The organism is Thalassolituus sp. ST750PaO-4 (assembly GCF_020320405.1).
GTDB lineage: Bacteria > Pseudomonadota > Gammaproteobacteria > Pseudomonadales > Oceanobacteraceae > Venatoribacter > Venatoribacter alkanivorans.
This window is the reverse complement of sequence record NZ_JABVCB010000001.1, coordinates 319507-341038: the sequence shown is the minus strand read 5'-3', so window position 1 is coordinate 341038 and position 21532 is coordinate 319507. Positions and strand designations below refer to the sequence as shown.

The window sequence follows — 21532 nt, the reverse complement described above, 5'->3', positions numbered from 1 at the left end:
AACTAAACCTCGATTATTGATAGCAGACTAGCGGCAGATACTCCATGAGTGGAATGAAATTTTTGCTTTTAATGTGGCATTCCAATAAATGACATTAATGCATGACACAGTATCGGGCTGGTTCGACAGTCATTGCCACTTTGATTTCGCCCGCCTGGATGACGAACGTGACGAACAATGGGCGCTGGCTCAGCGTCTGGGGGTTCGTGGTTTATTGGTTCCCGGCGTACAGCGTTCTCAGTGTGAACAGCTGGCGGTGTTCTGTCGTCAGCGGCCATTCTATTATGCTCTTGGATTGCATCCGTACTTTATCGCTCAGCATCAGCAGGATGACCTGAACTGGCTTGAGCAAACCCTGCAGGATCAGCTTTCTGGTCAGAAACTTGTGGCATTGGGAGAAACCGGACTCGACTGGGTGCTGGCGACGGATGCGACACAGCGCGAAGAGCAGTGGTTCTGGTTCCGGGCGCAAGTGATGCTGGCAAAAAAATATCAGCTGCCATTGGTTCTGCATATCCGCGGAGCACATGATGAAGCAGTATCTTATCTGCGTCAGCAACAGTTCCCCTGCGGTGGAATGGTGCACGCCTTCAGTGGCAGTGAACAGCAGGGCAGAGCCTGGCGTAAGCTGGGTTTTCGTCTGGGGATTGGCGGGGCAATGAGTCATCCGCGGGCGCATAAGTTACGGCGTACAGTGGCTTCTCTGCCGTTGGATTGCTGGTTGCTGGAAACCGATAGTCCGGATATGAAGCCGGCGTTCTGGGGGCCTGATAACAACAGTCCGGCCAGTATTCCACTGCTGGCAGCAATTCTGGCCAGTCAGCATCACCTGAGCCTGCCGGTATTAGCAGTGCAGCTGGAGCAAAATTTGCGACAAACGTTCCCACGTATGATGGCGGTGGGATAAGGCCGAATGAGCCATTTTGCGTTCCTTTATTGCTGCTGATGCTGAAGGCGCGGGTTTTTAGACAAGCTTATTGCATAAAACGGTGCCAGCTTGCTTTGTCTGTTCAGAGCGCATAATCCTTGTAACGTAGTCACACAAAGAGGTGAGCACTATGTTTGCAAATCATATGTTCGGACTGCTGTACCATCCACGTCGTGAGTGGGATGAAATTCGTCGGGAGCGGGCCGGTTCCATTCTGGAAGTGTTTGTCCGTAACCTGATATTTCTGGCACTGATTCCGCCGGTGTCGCTGTATATCGGTACCACACAATATGGCTGGAGTATCGCCGGCGGTGATGTGGTAAAACTCAGTGCTGAAAGCGCTCTTCCTATGGCTGTCGCTTTCTATTTTGCTCTGCTGTTCGGCGTGGCGATGGTGGCTTACGCAATGTTCTGGATGGAGCGGACCTTTGGTGTCAGTGCCAGCTATGAGCGCTGTCTGATTTTTACCATCTTTACCTCCACTCCTATGTTCTTGTCTGGTTTTATTGGTCTGTTACCGATTCTCTGGCTGGATGTCATGGTCGTGCTGGCTGCGGTTTGTTACAGCGTTTACCTGCTGTATTCGGGTGTTCCCATTTTTATGGATATCCCGGAAGAGCGCGGATTCATTTTTGCCAGCTCGATGCTCACTGTAGGGCTTTGTGCGCTGGTCGGATGTATGGCGGTAACCGTTATCCTATGGGGTATGGGAATGGCGCCAGCATTTGTTTGACTGCATGTAGTGCTCATCGGCCGCGGAGGGACTTTTTGCGCCCCTTCCGCGGCAGACAGAGTTTTGTAGTGATTTTGTAACACGTGGTTGATCATAGAATCACCAATCAGTAGCCTGCACGCCCCCTGAATATGGCTCAATGGTGATGTGATGAAACGACGGTTTTTGTTTGCTGCATTGATGTGCTCTGTTTTACCGGCCATTGCTGCCGTTGCGCCGGAAGATATTGCCCGCCTTGGGAAAGACCTGACGCCGGTTGGTGCCGACAAACTGGGTAATGGTAAAGATATTCCTGCCTGGAAAGGTGGTCTTCCTCTCGATAAAACGCATAAACCCGGCGCATTTCATGCCGATCCTTTTGCTGCCGACAAACCACGCTTCCGTATTACTTCCGCTAATATCGCAGAGCACCGTTCGCGTCTGACTGATGGTCAGGTCGCACTGCTGCAGCGTTTTCCTGATCTCTACTTTGAGGTTTATCCGACTCATCGCTCCGCGTCTTATCCTGACTACGTTTATCAGGCGATTAAGACCAACGCCAGTCGTGCTGAACTGATGAAATACGGCGCTGGTGTTACCGGTGCGACGATGTCTTCCCCGTTCCCGGTGCCCGAGAATGGTCTGGAAGTGTTGTGGAACCATACCTTACGCTTCCGAGGCCACTCTATGGCCTATACCGCTGTTGCATCATCGGTAACTCAGGGCGGGCAGCGCATTGATGCATTACGTGAATACGAATACTTTATTCAGTACAGCATTCCGGGTGCAGAACCTACCGATCTGGATAACAAAATTTTCTTCCTGAAGCGTAAAACACTGGCACCGGCACAGCTTGCCGGTGGTATTACGCTGGTGCATGAAACGCTGGATCAGGTTCGTTCACCACGTAAATCCTGGATTTATGTGCCGGGCCAGCGTCGTCTGCGCCGCACTCCTGATCTGGCGTATGACACCGCTGACTCCAACACCAACTCCATCCGTACCGTCGACCAGGTTGATATGTTTAACGGCGCACCGGATTACTATGACTGGGAGCTGAAAGGTAAGCGTGAAATCTATATTCCGTACAACGCTTACAAGGTTCATCAGGGCACGCTGAAAATTGATGATATTTTGCAGGATCATCACATTAACCCGTCACTGTTGCGTTACGAAGCGCATCGCGTGTGGGTGGTTGAAGCAAAGTTGCGTCTTGGTTACAGCCATCGTTACTCAACCCGTCGTTACTACGTGGATGAAGACTCATGGTCGATTATCTACGCCGAAGAGTACGATGAAGAAGGCAAGTTGTGGCAGGTTACCGAAGCACACACCATTAACTACTATGATGTTCAGCTGGTTTATCCGACTCTGGAAGTAACCTACGATCTTGAGAGTGGTCGTTACTACGCCGAGGGGCTGGATAACGAACGTGGCGCCACTATCGATTTCAGCCAGGAGCTGGATGCCGACGACTTTTCGCCGAATGCTATCCGCCGCGAGGCTGTGCGCTGACATTCAGCGGTATGGCGATTACACTGGGCAGCAATCTTTGCTGCCCGTGTATTTTGTGACTTTAAATCTCTTCCCGTTTTTCTCTTCTTATTCCCGCCTGTTAAGACTGTCGCTGTTTTGTCTTTGTTTGCCGCTGTGTTCTTTTTGTCTGCCGACGGTGGCAGACGACGGACGATTGCCGGATAACTTTGCTGAACTCTCTGATGATGTGCAGGCGGTGATTCTTGAGTACGCCTTCTTTTCGGAAAAAGCCAATCAGGTCTGGGGACAGGACTTCGAAGAAGCATCGGCCCATGCGATGGTGAAATATCTGGATGATTACCACACCCGGGTTCATATCGACTTTGCAGCCGGGCGTATCCGTGTAGAAAGTGAGCGCAGTAAAACGCCGTTAACGGCAATCCGTCAGGCATTGGTGGCTACGCTGCTGACTCCGGCGGATCCTTCTGCCGTGGATCTGTACACGGCTGCCGATATGGGTATTACCGGCAAACCTTTTCTGGCCGGGCAGGTGCTTGATCAGGACGGCAAAAGTATTGAATACCCCTGGCGGGCAGAGCGTTTCGCGCAGTACCTGACCGAGCATAAAGTACAACATAAAGGCGCACGCTATTGGGTGGACGTCGCCATGGTGCGCAGCCATAAGCAGCGTAGTGCGGAAGGCTACCGACCACAGGTGGAGCGGGCTGCAACTCGCTATAAATTGTCGCCGGCATTAATTCTGGCGGTGATTGAAACGGAAAGCAGCTTTAACCCTTTTGCCGTTTCACATTCCGGCGCCTATGGCCTGATGCAGGTGATGCAGAACACTGCGGGGCGTGATGTCTATCAGCGTATTTATGGCCGTGATGACCGGCCGACACGCAGCTACCTGTTAAATCCGGCGAATAATATTGACGCTGGCAGTGCGTATTTATCGATTCTGCGGGATGTTTATCTGCGTGATATTCAGGGATGGCAAAAGCGGGAGTATTGCATCATTGCTGCTTATAACGGCGGTGCAGGAAACCTGCTTAAAGCATTTCATCCAGACCGTAAAAAAGCTGTTCAGCGCATTAATTCAATGTCGGCCGAGGAGGTTTACCGCATGATTGTGCACAAACACCCGAAAGCCGAATCCCGGCGTTATCTGGAAAAAGTGATAGCTTTTAAAAAACACTGGCTGTAAGCGTTCTCTGGTCTGCTTTTGTGCATATTAATAATTTAAACCGGCGAGTTCTGAGTTCTTTATGTCAATCAACCATGCACCGCTAAAACAGCTGCAGCAGGCATTGATATTGCCTGGGGCGCAGCTTGTTACGGAAAAACTCATACAGGAGCAGTTAACGCTGTGGCTGCTCAGCCTGCCGGACAGTGAATTAACTCTGGATACGCAGGCCATCGGAGCTTTCTGGCAGCGTCTGCCGTACTGGGCCTTTGCCTGGGCAGGCGGGCGTGCACTGGCGCAATGGATTGTTGCTAATCCTGATGCTGTTGCCGGAAAGAAGGTACTGGATTTTGGCTGTGGCTCAGCGTTGGTGGGGATTGCTGCAGCAAAGGCCGGAGCTGCTGAGGTCTGGGTTGCCGATCTGGATGATCATGCACTGCAGGCCGCAGCCGAAAATGCCGCGCTGAATGGGGTAAAGGTTTGGCCGGTAAAAGGGGAGTGGCCGCAGGTCGATCTGCTGCTGGCCAGCGATGTGCTGTATGACATCAGCTCCAGTGCCGATCTTAAACAGCTGATGCTGAGTATTCCCGACTGGATTCTGGCCGAAAGTCGTTTTGTTGCGCCGGACTTTGTTGAGCTGGATTGCCTGCATTCCATGGTCAGTTCGACACTTCCCGCCATTGGTGATTTTGATGAAGCGGTGGCGGTTGAGATTTATTGCCGCGCAGGTCAATCTCGACTAACGTAACCGACTTATCATTAATAACGTTTTAATAAACACTCTCAGGGAGATACTCATGCGCATCGTTATGACGCTGTTGTTCAGCTTGTTGGCACCACTGGCAATGGCCGCTGATCTGACAGAAAAAGATGTAAAACATTGGATGGAAGCCATGCCTGCACTCGAAAACTGGCTGGACCAGCATGAAGATCAGCTGCCGGAAGAAGACTTCACTGCCGGTGAATCCAGCATTGATGCGATGTTCAATAAAGGGATTGAGCAACTGAAAGCCGCTGGTTTGTACGACGACTTCAGCAAGCAGGTAAAGGCTGGCGGTTATAAGAATATCGAACACTGGGCTGAAATTTCCCGTCGTGTAACCATGGGCTATATGGCGCTGGAAATGGAAAACGAGCAAGTCAGCCTGTCACAACTGGAAGCCCAGCTCGAACAGATCCGTCAGTCTGAAGGTATGCCTGCTGAACAGAAAATGATGATGGAGCAAATGATGGGCGCTTCGCTGATGATGATGCGTGCGGTGGAAAATGTCAGCGAGCAGGATAAATCCGCTGTGCGTCCTTTCCGTCAGCAGCTGGCTGATCAGTTTGCAGAATCCGGTGATGACGACGAATAAAGCCTGCGCTGGCTGCTCTGCTTGATCCTGCGCAATGGCGTATGCCGCTGCGGACGCTATGCTTTAACTATCCACTGTGTTTTATGCCTTCAGGTGATAGTGCCGGAGGGCCACAGGGGTTTTTGAAGCTTGAACGTTGAGCCAGAGCCTTTGAACAGGAAGCAGAGATATGAGTTACTCCACGGTCAAAGATGTACTTGAATACGGCCGTCGCTTACACGAGCACGCGCGTAACCTGTACCAGCAATTGCGGGATCAGACGCAGCGCGAGAGGGTCGATATGATGCTGCAGCTGCTGGCTGCTCATGAGGATACTCTGGCCAAATCGATGGTCAGTATGCAGGAACATGTCAGCCAGAAAGTTCTGACGGAGTGGCACCAGTTTGAACCAGGTTCAATCAGCGATGCTCTGAAAGGCTGCCGCGATCTGCATCCGGATATTTCGGTGGATGAGTTAACCAGGGTTGCATTGAAAATCGATGATTATCTGATCGGCCTGTACCGGCAGATGCTCAGTGAGGCGACCAATAACGACTCACGGCAATTGTTTGAAAATCTGATTGCACTGGAAGAGTCTGAAAAAATGCGTACCGTCCGTGCTGCCCTGTCTGCCAGTGATTGGTAGAACAGCACAGCACCCGGCAATAAAAAAAGCGGCTACTGGCCGCTTTTTTTATTGGCTGAGTCAGTCTGCCTCAGCCATATCTTCCACTGTTTCCTGACGTGAACGGCAATTACGCCGGTAGGCGGCCGGAGTTTCGCCCGTCCATTGTTTGAACGCCCGCTCAAACCCCCTACGGTCAGAAAATCCCAGCTCAATGGCCAGTTGCTGCACGTCGGTATGACCGCGTTCCAGAGCCTGCTTGGCCTTCTCCAGCCGTACATCACGCAGCAGGGAAGAGAACTGGCAGTTTTCTTCCTGCAGGCGACGGGTCAGGGTACGGCTGCTGGTACTCAACAGATCGGCGACCGCCTCTTTGGTGATCGGAATGGAGTCCGGCCACTGATACAGGATATGCATCACCTTGCGGCTGAAAGCCTGTAGTTGGCTGAAGCGGGTCGTCGATAGTTCTGCCTGGCGGCGAAGGGCATTGAACAGTTCAGGGTTGGCCTGAGCCAGTGGTTTATCCAGCAGTTTGCCGGAAAACGAGATCCAGTTGTGCGGCTGATTGTACTGAATCGGTATACCAAAGAACTGTTCCAGCCGGTCACGGTAGGAAGGTGCCGGAAAGCGGAAGCCAACGCCCTGAACCTGGTAATAGCTGCCACCGAAGGCTTTCCCTGCGGTATGAATGCTGGCCGCAATAAACTCGCTGCGGGCATGGCTGCCAAAGGCGCTGCCATCGGCAACGTAGTACAACACCTTAATGCTTTCATGACCGACAAAGAGATCGGGTGAGCGGGTATCACTGATCAGCGAATAATAGCGGCGCAGAATGGTCAGAGCTTCCCGGCCGGTCTGGCAACTGCTCAGCAGGAATCCCAGCAGGTAAAAGCTGGGCAGGTCGAGGTGCTGTCCGGCAGCAAGGCCGATGGCAGGTTCGTTAAGCAGTTTGCTGGCCTGTTCCAATAGCCGGTCGAACTGGCTGATGGACATGCGCTGACTGGAAACATGCTCGGTTCTGGCCTCCTGGCCTGGTGACAGCAAATCCATGCCGGAGAAACCTTTGCTTTCCAACAAACGCAACAATGGCTGCAAAGCCGCCGTCGTCAAAGTATTGGTCGGATGCGAACTCATATGCTCGATTTTTATTGTTGTTATTTTTTGTTCAGATAACGTACCACCTGTATTCCATACACGCCAGACGATGATGCAACTTTTCTGTAAATTCCTGGTCGTTGCGGGAAAAATACCTAAAAAACAAAATGTTAGGCTTGACAGCATAAGGGGTCATCCGTATTATTCGCAGCCTCTGACGCGGGATGGAGCAGTCTGGTAGCTCGTCGGGCTCATAACCCGAAGGTCGTAGGTTCGAATCCTGCTCCCGCAACCAACCGCTTCTGTTGGTTGTAACGTCAGAAAGTAGTGAAGCAATTGTCGCGGGATGGAGCAGTCTGGTAGCTCGTCGGGCTCATAACCCGAAGGTCGTAGGTTCGAATCCTGCTCCCGCAACCAAAATTGATAAAAAGCCTGTATGTTCGCATACGGGCTTTTTTATTGCTTGTCATTCCGTGTCCGTTTGGCACAAAAGTCCCTGTTCGCCTGTTGGCCTGCCCGCCATAATCCGCTGCGTTCTCACCTTTTCTTATGAGTCGCAACTGCGGCACGGGTATCTCTGTGAATAATAAAAAGTACAAACAGCACATGGGTCTGCGTCAGGCCTTGTTTCTGCCGCTTCTGGCAGCTTCCACTTTATTAGCGGGTTGCGGCCAGGTATTTGACTGGATCAGCGAACGCAATCTTGATCCTTCTGTGGGTGTGGTTCAGGTTCGTGGTCTGCAGGAAGATGTCAGTATCCGTCGCGATGAATACGGCGTGCCCTTTATCGAAGCGCAAAGCCTGCAGGATCTGACCTTCGGCATCGGCTATGCCATGGCAGAAGACCGTCTGGCGCAGATGGTATCGATGAATCTGCTGGCGCGTGGCCGCTTAGCGGAGATGACCGGTGATATCGCGCTGGATATGGATATCTACATGCGCACCCTGGGTATTCCGCAGATTATTGAAGAACGCTATGCCGCATTAAGCCCGGAGCTGAAACAGCACCTCACAGGCTTTGCTGCCGGAGTTAACGCTTACATTAACAGCCACCGTGATCGTCTGCCGCTGGAGCTGACCATCAACGATTATCAGCCGGAAGCCTGGCAGCCCGCTAATACGCTGGGGTTGTTTGTGATGCTCAACCTGGGGGTGGGTTTTAATCTGCACGAAGAGCTGGGCTTTCTGCAGCTGGCAGAAAAACTGGGCGTGGAAAAAGCGGCGTATCTGGCGCCTATTTATCCGGATGAATCCATTGATGTGGCAGAAGCCAATAAACTTGCCGGTGTGGGTTTATCCGGCACGGAAAGCTCTGTGGCTGCCCTTAAAGAACAGCTCAGCTATCTGGCTGCGGTTGAGCAGAAGCTGAAGCGGATTAACGGTCAGGGCATTGCCGCCTCCAATAACTGGGGCGTACATAAAGATAAAACCGCCGCCGGCGCGACACTGGTCGCCAACGATACCCACCTGTTGTTATCGCATCCGTCGACCTGGATTCTGATGGGCGTGAAAAGCCCGGAATACAGCGGCGTGGGCATTACCTTGCCGGGAATTCCGGCGCTGGTCACCGGTTACAACGGCCATATCGGCTGGGGTGAAACCATGGTGATGGCGGATACCCAGGACGTGTTTCTGGAGAAATTACGCGAGCGCGATGGTAAAACCGAATATCTGTATCAGGGGCAGTGGTATCCGGTCAGCAGCCGCAGCGAAACCATTCAGGTTAAAGGTGCAGAGCCGGTGATCATTGAAGTGCAGTCCACACGCCATGGCCCGTTGCTGAATGCGGCGATTAAGGGCAAACCCAAACATGAGATGATCGCTATTCCGGCCAGCTCGGAATTTGGTCTGGCATTAAGCTGGACGGCGCAATTTCCGGATAACACCATCGACTCCTTTTTTAATCTGGGTAAAGCCAAAACCATGGATGAAGCCGAGCAGGCATTAAATGGCGTCGGCTTTATTCACCTGAACGTGATTTATGGCGACAAAGACAATGTTGCCTGGCAGGTCACGGGTAATTACCCCAAACGCAAAGCCGGCAGCGGCCATTTTCCAAGCCCTGGCTGGACCGGCGAGTATGACTGGCAGGGTTACTGGGGTGGGGCCGATACACCGCGTTCACGTAACCCGCAAAGCGGTTATTTAGGTACAGGTAATAACCGCACGGTGGCAGCCGATTACAGCCCGCGTCTGACCAGCTCCTGGTATTACCCGGAACGTTCCGAGCGCATTATGCAAATGCTGACGCAGCAGGAGGGTGGCCACGACTATGCCAGCATGGAAGCCATGCAGGCTGACCGGCGCGATATTCTGGTTGCCAAGGTGCAGCAGCTCTGGGGTACTGAAGCGTGGCGAAATATGATCCGCGATGGCATTGCAGCTTTACCACAGGCACAGCAGGCTGATGCTGAGAACGTGCTGCAGATTATCCGCAGCTTTGACGGCGATATGGCGGAAGGCTCACGCAGCGCAGCGGTGTGGGGTGGCTTTGAGCATAATCTGATCCGCGCGATTTTTATGGATGAACTGGGGCCTGAAGACGGCCAGCTCTGGCAGGCATTTCTGGCGATGAATGGCCGTGCCTATTCCGGTTATCAGGATCATTTACTTGGGCGTACACAGGGCAGCAATTGGGCACCGTTCTGGGATGATATGAATACCGCTGATAGCGAATTGCCGGGGCAGATTATTGCCCGCGCACTGGCGGCGACTTGGCCTTATCTGCAGCAACAGTTAGGTGAGGATGACAGCCAGTGGCGCTGGGGTGATCTGGCGTTTTATCACTGGCAAACCGAAACCACGCACATGCTGCCATTTCTCTCCGGTCTGAAAGCTGCGGCGGTGGAAAGTCTGGCAGATTACACCGACCGCGGACCGTATCCGGCTGGTGGTAACCGTAATACGCTGAATGTGGCAGGCTACGATTTGGGCTCGGATTATGCCGTCTGGAATATTCCGGCAATGCGTATGATCGTCGATTTCAGTCAGCCGGAACCGCTGAATCTGATTGTTGCCGGTGGGCAGTCCGGTAATCCGGCATCGTCACATTATGACGACGGTATTCAGCTTTGGCTGTCACGTAAAAACCGCAATTTACCTTTTAACGATGCGGAAAAAGTCAGGGCGCACTTCAGTCATGAACGTGTACTGCACGCAGAGTAATTTCCGTCATCCGTGACAGCTGCAATAAAGCCGGTTAACGTACCGGCTTTATTGTTTCTGCGCGTGGAAAAGTCATGAGCAAACGTATTCTGATTACCGGTGCCGGGCGGCGGCTGGGAAAGGTACTGGCCGAACATTATCTGGCACAGGGCTGGCAGGTTGTTGCGCACTACAACAGCGCAAATGAATTAGCCGATCATGCGGCACTGACCAGTGTACGGGCGAATCTGGCAGACCGTGAGGATATCCGTCAGCTGGCTCTGAAATTACCGGCGCTGGGTAATTTTGATGCGGTTATTCATAATGCTTCCTGCTTTGTCCCCGATGCCGCCGCAAGTGATCTGATTGCCCATCATGAAATGCACCAGCGCGTTCATGTACTGGCACCGGCGCTGATTACCGAAGCGCTGAGCAGCGCATGGAATCCGGGCGCATCAATGGTGTGTCTCAGTGATATTTATGCCGATATTCCTAACCAGCGTTTTTCCGCATATTGCGCCGCAAAAGCCGGGTTACAGAATTTTGCCCTGAGCATGGCGCAGCGTCTGGCGGGCAGGGTGCGGGTGAATATTATTCAGCCCGGGCCGATTCAGTTTTTACCTGAGCATGATGAGGCGTACCGGAAAAAAGTGCTGTCGCAATCGCTGATCGGTGAAGAGTTGGGTTATGGTGCAATTGTCCGTGCCTGCGATTATTTACTGCAGGCTGAGGCGGTAACCGGTACGGTGATGCGCGTCGATGGTGGGCGCTTTGTTGCCAACCGCTACGATCAGACGTTTTCTTCCTGATTCCACAATTGCTGTAATTCGCGGTAGTAGCTCTCTTCCAGAATTGCGTGGCGGCAGTCGGTTTCTGTCGCTGCGGTGCATAAAATATCAATATCTATTGTGCGGTCTTTGACTTTGCGCGATGGATTTTTAGGCTCACGGCCAAGATCCACTTCAATTTTCTGCAGTCGTTGCTTCAGCGGCCCGGGTAATAATTCTGACGACAGAATCAGCAATTGATTTTTAAATTCAAAATGAAAAGTATCGCCGACCGGAGCACTTCTCAGTATCGCTGATTCCGCACAAATCACGCCAAGAGACGCGAGTGCGTCACGTGCTTTTAACAGATGCTGTTCCGGGTCGATATTGCTGCCAAGGCCAAGTAAATAAAATTGCATAATATTGATGTACATTAAGGAAGCTCAAGGATTAGCGTTCAGCGTTATTCTGTCAAGCGCGCAGCCTGCAGACAGATGAAAGCAGGGCAGACTCGTCTGAAAGTGTGAAAATTACAGTAAATGCTGGTATTTGGCTGAAGCAATTGCTTGATTGACTGGATTGTCGGCAAAGACCAATGGTGTGTTCAGGGAGGACTGGCCATGGATAATGTAATTGCGCTGCTGATGTTGCTGCTGGTCGGGTTCTGGCCACAGCTGCTGATGGCTTCGGAACTGATCCCGCCACCGTTGATGCTGGCCAAGGTGTACAGCAAAGGTATCGACGTCAGCCAGTATTATGTCAGTGAAAAGCTTGATGGTGTCCGTGCATACTGGAATGGTCAGCAATTATTAACCCGCAGTGGCCGACCGATTAATGCGCCCGCCTGGTTCCTTTCCGCGTTACCTAAAAATCCGTTGGACGGCGAATTATGGGCTGGTCGCGGGCAGTTCTCTTTTGTCAGTGGTCTGGTCAGACGTCATCATGCAAATGACGATGACTGGATGAAAGTAAAATACATGGTCTTCGATCTGCCACAAATGGCAGCCCCTTTTACTGAGCGGCTGTGGGTGCTGCGCACACTGGTAGCACAACAGTCCAACCCGCAGCTTAAAGTGCTTGACCAGAGTAAAGTCAGCAGCGAGCAGGAACTGGAAAAAAAACTGCAGATCATTACTGCTGCCGGTGGAGAAGGCTTAATGCTGCGCCGCAGTCAGTCGTTGTATCAGGTAGCGCGCAGTGATGACTTATTAAAAATGAAGCTGAGTCAGGACGATGAAGCCGAAGTTGTTGGCTATGTTGCCGGCGAAGGTAAATACCGTGGGGCACTGGGGGCATTGATTGTACGTACCGCCGATGGCCGCGAATTCCGTCTGGGAACCGGCTTCAGTGATGATGAACGTTTTTCGCCACCACCGCTCGGTGCGCAGGTAACGTTCTCTTATAACGGTCTGACGGAGCATGGTTTACCTCGTTTTGCCCGTTTTGTACGGGTAAGACCGCAGGAGTAGCGGCTCCTTTATCCCGCTGCCAGCCGGACAGGAAAAGCCGGGGCTGTTAAACTGCCGGTCTCAGTTCGGTATCCGTGCTTATGCACGCAGGTTCACCTCTTTTCTCAGACGATAATTCATGGTTCAGATCAGTCAGCGTCCTTTCTCTGTCGGGTTGCAGTTACCCGGAGTGCACCCTGTTTTGCAGCGCGTTTATTCTGCCCGTGGTATAGCCGAAGCTTCACAGCTTGAGCTCAGCCTGCAGGGGCTGCTGCCATTTTTTTTACTGAAAGGCATCACCGCTGCGGTGGAGCTGTTATTGCCGGTAGTGAGGCAGCAGAAGCGTTTGCTGGTGGTCGGAGACTTTGATGTCGATGGTGCCAGCAGCACGGCGTTGGCGATTCGTGCTTTGCGCTTGCTGGGAGCGCGCCATCTGGATTATCTGGTGCCTAACCGCTTCGATTTTGGCTATGGCCTGTCACCGGAACTGGTGCAGGTGGCATTGTCGATGAAACCGGATCTGATCATGACGGTGGATAATGGTATTGCCTCCCATGAGGGAATTCAGGTTGCACAGGCGGCCGGAGTTCCGGTGTTGGTGACGGATCACCATCTGGCGGGAGCAACCTTGCCGGAGGCGGCGGCCATTGTTAATCCAAATCAGCCGGGCTGTGAGTTTCCCAGTAAAGCGGCCTGTGGCTGTACGGTGGTGTTTTATCTGATGCTGGCGCTGCGCGCGCGTCTGGCTGAGCTGGGGCAATTGCCACAGCCGGCGCCGAATATGGCGCAGCTGCTGGATCTGGTGGCACTGGCAACCGTCGCCGACGTTGTCCCGCTCGATTACAACAACCGCATTCTGGTGGAACAGGGCTTACGTCGTATCCGTGCCGGGCATGCCAGTGCAGGCATTCTGGCGCTGTTGCAGGTTGCCGGGCGTGAGCCGTCGCGCATTATTGCTGCCGACTTTGGCTTTGCTATTGGCCCGCGTCTGAATGCCGCCGGCCGGCTGGACGATATGTCGCTGGGGATTGAATGCCTGTTGAGTGATGATGCCGGACGGGCGTCGCAGCTGGCACAGACGCTGGATGAGATGAACCGTGACCGGCGTGAAATCGAGCAGGGTATGCAGGCGGAAGCGTTGCAGTATTTAAGCCGTTTTGAGGCGGACGACAATCTGCCTACCGGATTGTGTCTGTTTCAGCCGGACTGGCATCAGGGTGTGATTGGTATTCTGGCGTCGCGCATCAAAGAAAAAGTACATCGCCCGGTCATTGCCCTGGCAGCGGATGAACAGGGCATGCTGAAAGGCTCGGCGCGTTCTATCCCCGGTTTGCATATGCGTGATGCACTGGATGAGGTTGATAAACGCGCGCCACATCTGATGAAAAAATTTGGTGGTCATGCGATGGCGGCAGGGCTGACTCTGCATGCTGAAGGGCTGGCAGAGTTCTCGCGCTTATTTGATGAGGTCTGTTGTCGTCATCTGAGTGAGGCGCAGTTACAGCAGCGGATTGAAACCGATGGTGAGCTGAGTCCGGCGGAATTCAGCCTTGAGCTGGCGCAGCTGCTGCGCTGGGGCGGGCCCTGGGGGCAGGCATTTCCTGAGCCGTTGTTCAGTGGCGATTTCCGTTTAGTGCAGCAGCGTATCGTTGGCGAACGTCATCTGAAGCTGGTGTTGCAGCCCAAAGGCTCGGACCTGGCGCTGGATGCCATCTGGTTTAATATCGACCCCAAAGTCTGGCCGCAACCACAGGCGGAGTGGGCGCATTGCGTGTTTCAGCTGGATGTTAATGAATTCCGCGGACGCCAGAGCGTGCAGCTGCTGGTGCGTAATCTGGTGGCGCAGATGTAATTTTCTGACGGAGGACTCAAGGATGAGTTTTCACTATCTGATCGCTTTATTGCTGTTAAACAGTCTGTCTGCACAGGCTGATATTTATCGCTGGGTGGATGAGCAGGGGCAGGTGCAGTTTTCTGACCGTCCGCCATCACAGCAACATGCCGAAACCGTAGAGCTTGAACCGCTGAATCGGTATGAACCGGATGAGGCCAGGCGGGAGGGACGTTCGCTGACAGAAGGGCGGGATTACCGGGCAGAAGAAAAGGCGGATAAAGCCAGACGCAAAGCTCAGCGTCTGGCACAGGAAAAAGAACAGAAGCAGGCGCAGCAACGTGCGGCTAAATGTGAAAAAGCACGCTACGATCTGCGCCTGTTCAGTGCCAAACCTTATGGTTCAACCAGCCTTGAAGCAATGCAGAAAAAGCGTCAACGACGTGATGCTCTGAACGACAGGATAAAAAAATACTGCCGTTAGGGTTTACTCAGCTGTCACGGTGACCCAGCACTTCTTCTTTAAAACGTTCACTGACCGGATGATCGCCGATCCAGATTTTCAGTAAAGCATCATTCAGGTCTTTACCCGGAACGCTGCCGCGCACGGTATCGTCAATGACGATGCGGGATTCCTGCAGGTCCGGAACCCACTCGATATAACCCACAGTACCTTCAACAAACTTGTGATCAAACAGGCTGACTAGCTGGTTTACACGTTCGCTCATGGCTGCCATTTCACCGGTGGTGATATTAATGGCCAGACCTTCCTGAATCGCGTTGGTGAAGCGTCGTGCACTGACACGCTCGGAGGTAACGTAGAACACCATGCGGCGTGGATCATCGACCCGGATAATTTCTTTATCTTCGAGGGCGCTGTTCTTCAGATATAAAGCACCAACATAGACTTCAACAAAGCCATATACCCGGCGTACAGAAGCGCCACGCAGTGTCATTTCCGGCGAGTCGGCAGTTGCCGGAACAACGTCAGGAACATCAACATTCTCTACGGTGATTGCCCATAACGGGCCCGTCGCCGTCAACAGCAGTGTCATCATCAGAGTGCGTAACATAGGGAACCTTCTTATTGTTATTTATCGTATTGGTGCAGAGGGTAGTGCGATGAGGACAAAAAGTGCAAGCGAAAGATGCAGCTGTCTCTTTATGACCTGTCAGGTATCAATAATGAGGGGAGAAAAAAGCGCCCGGCGATGCCGGGCGCTGGTTCTTACTGTGCGTTCTGGCCGCGCAGTTTGTGGGTGAGTTTCATCACCAGCACATAGAACAGTGGCACAAAGAAAATGGCCAGGAAGGTTGCTGCCAACATACCACCAATCACACCGGTACCAATGGCCTGACGGCTCATGGCGCCAGCGCCGGTGCTGATGGCCAGCGGCAGTACACCGAGAATGAAGGCCATGGAGGTCATCAGAATCGGGCGCAAACGCATACGGGCTGCTTCCAGAGTCGCTTCCACAATACCTTTACCCTGATCAACCAGCGATTTGGCGAATTCTACAATCAGGATGGCGTTCTTGGCTGACAAACCAATGGTTGTCAGCAGGCCTACCTGGAAGTAAACGTCATTCGCCAGTTCACGGCTGTTGGCCGCAATCAGTGCACCCAGAATCCCCAGTGGTACCACCAGAATGACGGAGAAGGGTACCGACCAGCTCTCATACAATGCCGCCAGACAAAGGAATACCACCAGCAGCGAGATGGCATACAGCAGCGGAGCCTGTGAGCCAGCCACACGTTCCTGATAGGACATACCTGTCCACTCAATGCCGACACCAGGCGGAAGCTTGGCCACAATCTCTTCGATCGCCTGCATTGCATCACCGGTACTCAGTCCCGGTGCCGCCTGGCCCTGAATATTCAGCGCAGGAACACCGTTATAGCGTTCCAGACGCGGAGAGCCAAAGTCCCAGCGAGTGGTGATAAAGGCACTGAAAGGCACCATTTCACCGTCGCGGTTACGCACATACCATTGCTCCAGATCTTCCGGCAGCATGCGGTACGGTGCATCAGCCTGCAGGTAGACGCGTTTTACCCGGCCGCGATCAAGGAAGTCGTTCACGTATGAGCCACCCCAGGCGGTGCTCAGCGTAGAGTTAACGTCGCTGATATTCAGACCCAGAGACTTCACTTTTTCGTAGTCGATATCGATACGGAAGATCGGTACATCCTGCATGCCGTTCGGACGCACACCGGCAAGACGAGAGTCCTGTGCCGCCATGCCCAGCAGCTGATTACGGATGCCGACCAGCTTGTCATGACCCAGGTTATTGCGATCCTGCAGCATTACATCAAAGCCTGAAGCAACGCCCAGTTCGGGAATCGGTGGCAGGTTAATCGGATAGACGGTTGCATCTTTAAACTGACTGACAGCGCCCCAGGCACGGCCAATAATCGCATTAGCGGATTGTGACGGGTCTTTACGTTCATCCCAGTCTTTCAGTTTAACGAATGCCAGACCCATGTTCTGACCCTGACCGGCAAAGCTGAAACCGGCAACGGTGAAAATAGATTCAACGCTTTCTTCACTGAGGAAGTGGTTTTCCAGCTTTTTCATGACCTTGTTGGTACGTTCCAGAGTTGCACCCTGTGGCAGCTGCACCAGGTTGATCAGTACGCCCTGATCTTCTTCCGGCAGGAAGGAGGTTGGCAGACGTACATACAGGAACGCCATGATTAACAGCATGATGATGTAAATAACCACCAGACGAACCGGACGGCTCAGGGTAGCGCTGACGCCGCCCATGTATTTATCGGTCGCTTTGGCAAAGGTACGGTTAAACCAGCCGAAGAAACCTTTCTGATGTTCCAGTTCACCTTTGTGAGCAGGTTTCAGCAGTGTGGCACAGAGCGCCGGGGTCAGAATCAGGGCGACCATCACCGACAGCAACATAGCCGATACGATGGTGAGTGAGAACTGACGGTAAATCGCGCCGGTAGAACCACTCATAAAGGCCATAGGTACAAATACCGCTGACAGAACCAGAGCAATACCGACCAGTGCGGCGGTGATCTGTCCCATGGATTTTCGTGTGGCTTCTTTTGGCGGCAGGCCGTCTTCATCCATTACCCGCTCAACGTTTTCCACCACAACAATGGCGTCATCCACCAGCAGACCAATGGCCAGAACCATACCGAACATGGTCAGCGTGTTGATGCTGTAACCAAAGGCGGCCATAACCCCAAAAGTACCCAGCAGAACCACCGGAACGGCAATGGTTGGAATCAGGGTTGCGCGGAAATTACCAAGGAACAGGTACATCACCAGGAATACCAGTACAACGGCTTCGATCAGGGTCTGAACCACTTCTTCGATAGAAATCTGTACAAACGGCGTGGTGTCGTACGGGTACACCGCTTTAACCCCTTCCGGGAAGAAGGCTGACAGCTCGCTGATGCGCTCGCGTACGGCCTTGGCGGTGTCCAGAGCGTTCGCACCGGAAGCCAGCTGAATAGCGATACCGGCTGCGGGGTTGCCGTTATAAAAGCTGGATACTGAGTAGTCTTCTGCACCCAGTTCAACACGGGCAACGTCTTTCAGGCGTACCTGAGAACCATCGGTGTTCACTTTCAGCAGAATATTTTCAAACTGATCCACCGCTTCCAGACGGGTCTGAGCAATGATGGTCGCGTTCAGCTGCTGGTTCTGCACCGAAGGCAGGCCACCCAGCTGGCCGGCAGCAAACTGCGTGTTCTGTTCACCGACGGCCGCTTTAACTTCCAGCGGCGTCAGACCATAGGCGTTCAGTTTTTCCGGTTGCAGCCATAAGCGCATGGCGTACTGCGAACCAAAGACACGGATCTCACCGACACCAGAGGTACGGGACAGCGGATCTTTCAGCTGGCTGTAGGCAAAGTCGGCCAGGTCAGCACGGCTCATACCGGCGTTTTCTGAAACCAGACCGACCACCATCAGGAACGATGTGGAAGCCTTGGTAACGCTGACGCCTTGTTGCTGAACTTCCTGTGGCAGCAGGGCTTCGGCCAGCGCCAGTTTATTCTGTACCTGTACCTGCGCGATATCCGGATCGGTACCGGCGGCAAAGGTCAGAGTCACAGTGGCACTACCGGCACTGCTGCTTTGAGAGGACATGTACAGCAGGTTATCCAGACCCGTCATGTTCTGTTCGATAACCTGAGTCACACTGTCTTCCAGTGTTTGTGCCGAGGCACCCGGATACACCGCACTGATACGCACAGATGGCGGGGCGATGGTCGGATACTGCTGCACCGGCAGCGTGATCACCGACATCACGCCCGCAAGCATAATGATGATGGCGATCACCCAGGCAAAAATCGGCCTGTCGATAAAATACTTAGCCATGTTTCAGGATTCTCCTTAAGGCTTGGCGCTGGTCGTCTTGGCTTCTTCCGGGGCCACAACGATGCCCGGTTTTACCTTTTGCAGTCCGCTGACAATCACGCGATCACCGTTGTGCAGGCCGCTTTTAACCAGCCACTGGTCATCAATTGCGCGGCTGACTTCAACAACCCGCATTTCGACGGTATTGCTTTCATTAACAACCATGGCAGTGGTAACTGCGTTGGCCTGACGGATGATGGCGATTTGCGGTACCAGAATGGCGTTTTCAATACGCTGGCTTGGTACGTTGGCGCGGACAAACATGCCAGGCAGCAACAGTGCTTCTTTATTATCAAACTGAGCACGGACGTTAACGGTGCCGGTACCCGGATCAACGCTGACATCGGCAAACTGCAGCTCACCGGATTCGCTGTAAGGGGTGCCGTCATCCAGCTCAACAGTAACAACGCGCGACAGTGATGGATTTTTCATCTTCACCAGAGACGCGGCCGGACGCTGAATATCAACATACACAGGTGACAGCTGGCGGATGGTGGTCAGAGCGGTTGCCTGCTGAGCAGAAACCAGCGCACCCTCAGTAATGGTTGAACGGCTGATAACACCGGGAATCGGCGCAGTAATCTCGGTATATCCCAGATTGATTCTGGCACTGCGCACTGCGGCCTGGGCTGCTTTTACCTGAGCATCAGCCTGTTTGGCAGCGGCTTCTGAGTCATCAACTTCCTGGGCACTGATCGCCGATTTTTTCGACAGCTCTTTGTAGCGCTTGGCTTTCAGGCTGGCAGCGTAAGCGTTGGCTTCAGCCACGGTCAGCTGAGCTTCTGCACTGGCCAGAGCAGCCTGATAAAGCGTCGGGTCAATCTGATACAGTTTGTCTCCGGCTTTTACCGTCGCGCCTTCTTCAAAAAAGCGCTTGAGAATAATGCCGTTAACCTGAGGGCGGATTTCCGCAGTACGGAATGCCGATACACGTCCGGCCAGTGTGTCTTTCAGCTCCAGAGGCTGGCTCTGTAAGGTGACGACATCGACCGCTGGTGGTGGCATCTGCATGGCTTGTGGTGCAGCCGCTTGCTGCTCACTGCATCCGGCCAGAGTCAGCAATGCTGCGCTGGCTGCTGCGAGAAGGAGCCTGTAGCGGATACGTGGTTCAAATTTTCCCATAATGTCCTCGTAAAGTGACGGTGCGTCGTTGAGCAGTCTTGTTGATCTGGTGTGGTGGAATAGGCCGGGATATTTCCCAACAGGCCCACAGAATACTGCTGTTAATCTGATGGCAGATTTATAACGGCTCACCCCGGCGGTGACTAGGTGAGCCATACGGAATGGATTGTTTACTTGTATGGAATAATCACAATCCGTTGTTTTACTGATTTACTACTCATTGCCCGCCGCTCTGATTCGCTCCAGGCTTCATCCTGAGTGGCCCGGAGCGTGGCTTTTACTATGAACCTGATTTATCTGGCGGGCCAGTTTTGCTGGTCAGACAGGTTCTCTTTGAGCTGATAGTGAACCAAATTGCTCACAATACCGCTGGCAGGTGCAAGCAGAATTTGCTCTTTTGCTCCAATGAGGACAATCGGTGGCAGGGTGATCGTCATCGGGAAAACAGAAGAGACTGATGCGGCGAATTACTGTCTTTTGTGCAACAGTTGCAAATATTCAACGATCTTGCTGAGCAGTACAAATGTTAATTGATAAAGAAGACAAAAAAATATGATTCCCATTCATCGGCTTAATCTGTCACCCGCGGAGGGCCTGTGCCGTTACTGATTACTTTTGTCCTGCTGGCTTTTGCCGCCAACTCCCTGCTGTGCCGCTGGGCGCTCTCGGTTTATGAGCTGGATCCTCTGTTGTTCAGTGCGCTGCGCCTTGGCAGTGGGGCGCTGACGCTGACGTTATTACTGACATTTGGCGGCCGTCCGGCTCTGCAGTGGCGTGATGCTTATACCGGTGCTGCGCTGCTGACCTACGCCCTGGCTTTTGCTTACGCCTATCTGGCACTGGATACCGGAGTTGGTGCCTTTATTTTATTTGCCACCGTGCAGCTCAGCTTATTACTGGTAGCCCACCTGCGGGGTCAGCGTTTGCAGGGTATGGCGCTGGCGGGGGTTATGCTTTCTTTTGTCGGGCTGGTTATGTTGTTGCTGCCGGGCAATGAGCTGCCGGATCCGGGGCCTTCCTTATTAATGCTGTTATCCGGTCTGGGCTGGGCGGCGTTTGTGGTGCTGGGGCAGGGCTCGTCACAACCGCTGCGCGATGTGCAGGGGGCTTTTGTCAGCGCTTCCCTGTTATTGCTGCCGTTGCTGATGGTCTGGCTATTCTGGTTTGCTGATCCGGTAACAAGCGGACTGCAAAATGCGCTGCCGTGGCAGGGAATTCTGCTGGCACTGACTTCGGGCGTTCTGGCATCGGGTTTAGGTTACTGGGGCTGGTATCGCCTGTTGCCGGCGCTGGGGTTACAGCGGGCCGCACAGTTGCAGTTGCTGGTTCCGGTTCTGGCAACATTAATGGGCAGTCTGATTCTGGCTGAATTGCCGGATCTGCTCAGTATTCTGGCGATGGCACTGATTATTGGCGGCGTATTTATCGCACTGCGTTTCCGTGCCGGCTGAGTGCATTCCTAGGGCCTGTTTAATTAGTGTTA

Annotated in this window: 18 protein-coding genes and 2 tRNA genes; 15 read left to right on the top strand and 5 right to left on the bottom strand. The window is 53.2% G+C overall.

What is annotated here, in order from left to right:
* Nucleotides 1–88 precede the first annotated feature (88 nt).
* The 7 genes from HUF18_RS01610 (at nucleotide 89) to HUF18_RS01580 (ending at nucleotide 6282) form a co-directional block, all read left to right on the top strand.
* The gene (locus HUF18_RS01610) at nucleotides 89–907 is read left to right on the top strand and encodes a TatD family hydrolase (RefSeq protein ID WP_225690898.1); all 819 of its coding nucleotides are present in this window, start codon (nucleotides 89–91) and stop codon (nucleotides 905–907) included.
* Between the two features lie 151 nt (nucleotides 908–1058).
* Entirely contained in the window at nucleotides 1059–1661 is a 603-nt protein-coding gene (locus tag HUF18_RS01605) for a Yip1 family protein (RefSeq protein WP_145470073.1), read from the top strand.
* 150 nt (nucleotides 1662–1811) lie between these two features.
* Complete coding sequence (locus HUF18_RS01600; protein WP_225690897.1) at nucleotides 1812–3155, top strand: DUF1329 domain-containing protein; 1344 nt, start codon at nucleotides 1812–1814, stop codon at nucleotides 3153–3155.
* 55 nt (nucleotides 3156–3210) lie between these two features.
* The gene (locus HUF18_RS01595; RefSeq protein ID WP_225690896.1) at nucleotides 3211–4323 is read left to right on the top strand and encodes a murein transglycosylase domain-containing protein; all 1113 of its coding nucleotides are present in this window, start codon (nucleotides 3211–3213) and stop codon (nucleotides 4321–4323) included.
* Nucleotides 4324–4384: 61 nt separating this feature from the next.
* The gene (locus tag HUF18_RS01590; RefSeq protein ID WP_225690895.1) at nucleotides 4385–5050 is read left to right on the top strand and encodes a class I SAM-dependent methyltransferase; all 666 of its coding nucleotides are present in this window, start codon (nucleotides 4385–4387) and stop codon (nucleotides 5048–5050) included.
* Between the two features lie 49 nt (nucleotides 5051–5099).
* Nucleotides 5100–5657, top strand: coding sequence for a hypothetical protein (locus HUF18_RS01585; RefSeq protein WP_225690894.1), 558 nt, complete (start codon nucleotides 5100–5102; stop codon nucleotides 5655–5657).
* Nucleotides 5658–5826: 169 nt separating this feature from the next.
* A complete protein-coding gene (locus HUF18_RS01580) occupies nucleotides 5827–6282 on the top strand; it encodes a hypothetical protein (RefSeq protein WP_145470077.1) in 456 nt (151 codons plus the stop codon).
* Nucleotides 6283–6342: 60 nt separating this feature from the next.
* On the opposite strand, the gene HUF18_RS01575 is transcribed toward HUF18_RS01580, so the two are convergent.
* Entirely contained in the window at nucleotides 6343–7395 is a 1053-nt protein-coding gene (locus HUF18_RS01575; protein WP_186435995.1) for an AraC family transcriptional regulator, read from the bottom strand.
* Nucleotides 7396–7574: 179 nt separating this feature from the next.
* Between HUF18_RS01575 and HUF18_RS01570 the strand changes: the two genes are divergently transcribed.
* From HUF18_RS01570 to HUF18_RS01555, 4 genes are all read left to right on the top strand, one after another.
* Nucleotides 7575–7651: transfer RNA gene (locus tag HUF18_RS01570), tRNA-Met, on the top strand.
* Nucleotides 7652–7696: 45 nt separating this feature from the next.
* Nucleotides 7697–7773: transfer RNA gene (locus HUF18_RS01565), tRNA-Met, on the top strand.
* A 162-nt stretch (nucleotides 7774–7935) separates the two neighbouring features.
* Nucleotides 7936–10521, top strand: coding sequence for a penicillin acylase family protein (locus HUF18_RS01560; RefSeq protein WP_225690893.1), 2586 nt, complete (start codon nucleotides 7936–7938; stop codon nucleotides 10519–10521).
* A 74-nt stretch (nucleotides 10522–10595) separates the two neighbouring features.
* Nucleotides 10596–11309, top strand: a complete 714-nt coding sequence (locus HUF18_RS01555; RefSeq protein ID WP_225690892.1) for an SDR family oxidoreductase — start codon at nucleotides 10596–10598, stop codon at nucleotides 11307–11309.
* On the opposite strand, the gene folK is transcribed toward HUF18_RS01555, so the two are convergent.
* Nucleotides 11291–11686: a 2-amino-4-hydroxy-6-hydroxymethyldihydropteridine diphosphokinase gene (gene folK, locus HUF18_RS01550; protein ID WP_225690891.1), complete on the bottom strand. Its 396-nt coding sequence runs from the start codon at nucleotides 11684–11686 to the stop codon at nucleotides 11291–11293. The genes HUF18_RS01555 and folK overlap by 19 nt on opposite strands.
* Before the next feature lie 201 nt (nucleotides 11687–11887).
* Between folK and HUF18_RS01545 the strand changes: the two genes are divergently transcribed.
* The 3 genes from HUF18_RS01545 (at nucleotide 11888) to HUF18_RS01535 (ending at nucleotide 15030) form a co-directional block, all read left to right on the top strand.
* The gene (locus HUF18_RS01545) at nucleotides 11888–12736 is read left to right on the top strand and encodes a DNA ligase (protein WP_145470082.1); all 849 of its coding nucleotides are present in this window, start codon (nucleotides 11888–11890) and stop codon (nucleotides 12734–12736) included.
* Nucleotides 12737–12854: 118 nt separating this feature from the next.
* On the top strand, nucleotides 12855–14567 hold the full coding sequence (gene recJ / locus HUF18_RS01540; protein ID WP_225690890.1) for a single-stranded-DNA-specific exonuclease RecJ: 1713 nt from the start codon (nucleotides 12855–12857) through the stop codon (nucleotides 14565–14567).
* 22 nt (nucleotides 14568–14589) lie between these two features.
* Nucleotides 14590–15030: a DUF4124 domain-containing protein gene (locus tag HUF18_RS01535; protein WP_225690889.1), complete on the top strand. Its 441-nt coding sequence runs from the start codon at nucleotides 14590–14592 to the stop codon at nucleotides 15028–15030.
* Between the two features lie 7 nt (nucleotides 15031–15037).
* Here HUF18_RS01535 and HUF18_RS01530 read toward each other — a convergent pair whose 3' ends face one another.
* The 3 genes from HUF18_RS01530 to HUF18_RS01520 form a co-directional block, all read right to left on the bottom strand.
* On the bottom strand, nucleotides 15038–15619 hold the full coding sequence (locus HUF18_RS01530; RefSeq protein WP_145470085.1) for a chalcone isomerase family protein: 582 nt from the start codon (nucleotides 15617–15619) through the stop codon (nucleotides 15038–15040).
* A 155-nt stretch (nucleotides 15620–15774) separates the two neighbouring features.
* Nucleotides 15775–18888, bottom strand: a complete 3114-nt coding sequence (locus HUF18_RS01525; protein WP_145470086.1) for an efflux RND transporter permease subunit — start codon at nucleotides 18886–18888, stop codon at nucleotides 15775–15777.
* Between the two features lie 15 nt (nucleotides 18889–18903).
* Nucleotides 18904–20049, bottom strand: a complete 1146-nt coding sequence (locus tag HUF18_RS01520; RefSeq protein WP_225690888.1) for an efflux RND transporter periplasmic adaptor subunit — start codon at nucleotides 20047–20049, stop codon at nucleotides 18904–18906.
* 596 nt (nucleotides 20050–20645) lie between these two features.
* Here HUF18_RS01520 and HUF18_RS01515 point away from each other — a divergent pair.
* Nucleotides 20646–21500, top strand: coding sequence for a DMT family transporter (locus HUF18_RS01515; protein WP_225690887.1), 855 nt, complete (start codon nucleotides 20646–20648; stop codon nucleotides 21498–21500).
* Nucleotides 21501–21532: the final 32 nt, after the last annotated feature.

Bases quoted from the DNA above. Each gene is read 5' to 3' on its own strand.
- HUF18_RS01610 (WP_225690898.1), top strand. From the start codon at position 89: ATGACATTAATGCATGACACAGTATCGGGCTGGTTCGACAGTCATTGC.
- HUF18_RS01605 (WP_145470073.1), top strand. From the start codon at position 1,059: ATGTTTGCAAATCATATGTTCGGACTGCTGTACCATCCACGTCGTGAG.
- HUF18_RS01600 (WP_225690897.1), top strand. From the start codon at position 1,812: ATGAAACGACGGTTTTTGTTTGCTGCATTGATGTGCTCTGTTTTACCG.
- HUF18_RS01590 (WP_225690895.1), top strand. From the start codon at position 4,385: ATGTCAATCAACCATGCACCGCTAAAACAGCTGCAGCAGGCATTGATA.
- HUF18_RS01585 (WP_225690894.1), top strand. From the start codon at position 5,100: ATGCGCATCGTTATGACGCTGTTGTTCAGCTTGTTGGCACCACTGGCA.
- HUF18_RS01580 (WP_145470077.1), top strand. From the start codon at position 5,827: ATGAGTTACTCCACGGTCAAAGATGTACTTGAATACGGCCGTCGCTTA.
- HUF18_RS01575 (WP_186435995.1), bottom strand. From the start codon at position 7,395: ATGAGTTCGCATCCGACCAATACTTTGACGACGGCGGCTTTGCAGCCA.
- HUF18_RS01555 (WP_225690892.1), top strand. From the start codon at position 10,596: ATGAGCAAACGTATTCTGATTACCGGTGCCGGGCGGCGGCTGGGAAAG.
- folK (WP_225690891.1), bottom strand. From the start codon at position 11,686: ATGCAATTTTATTTACTTGGCCTTGGCAGCAATATCGACCCGGAACAG.
- HUF18_RS01545 (WP_145470082.1), top strand. From the start codon at position 11,888: ATGGATAATGTAATTGCGCTGCTGATGTTGCTGCTGGTCGGGTTCTGG.
- recJ (WP_225690890.1), top strand. From the start codon at position 12,855: ATGGTTCAGATCAGTCAGCGTCCTTTCTCTGTCGGGTTGCAGTTACCC.
- HUF18_RS01535 (WP_225690889.1), top strand. From the start codon at position 14,590: ATGAGTTTTCACTATCTGATCGCTTTATTGCTGTTAAACAGTCTGTCT.
- HUF18_RS01530 (WP_145470085.1), bottom strand. From the start codon at position 15,619: ATGTTACGCACTCTGATGATGACACTGCTGTTGACGGCGACGGGCCCG.
- HUF18_RS01525 (WP_145470086.1), bottom strand. From the start codon at position 18,888: ATGGCTAAGTATTTTATCGACAGGCCGATTTTTGCCTGGGTGATCGCC.
- HUF18_RS01520 (WP_225690888.1), bottom strand. From the start codon at position 20,049: ATGGGAAAATTTGAACCACGTATCCGCTACAGGCTCCTTCTCGCAGCA.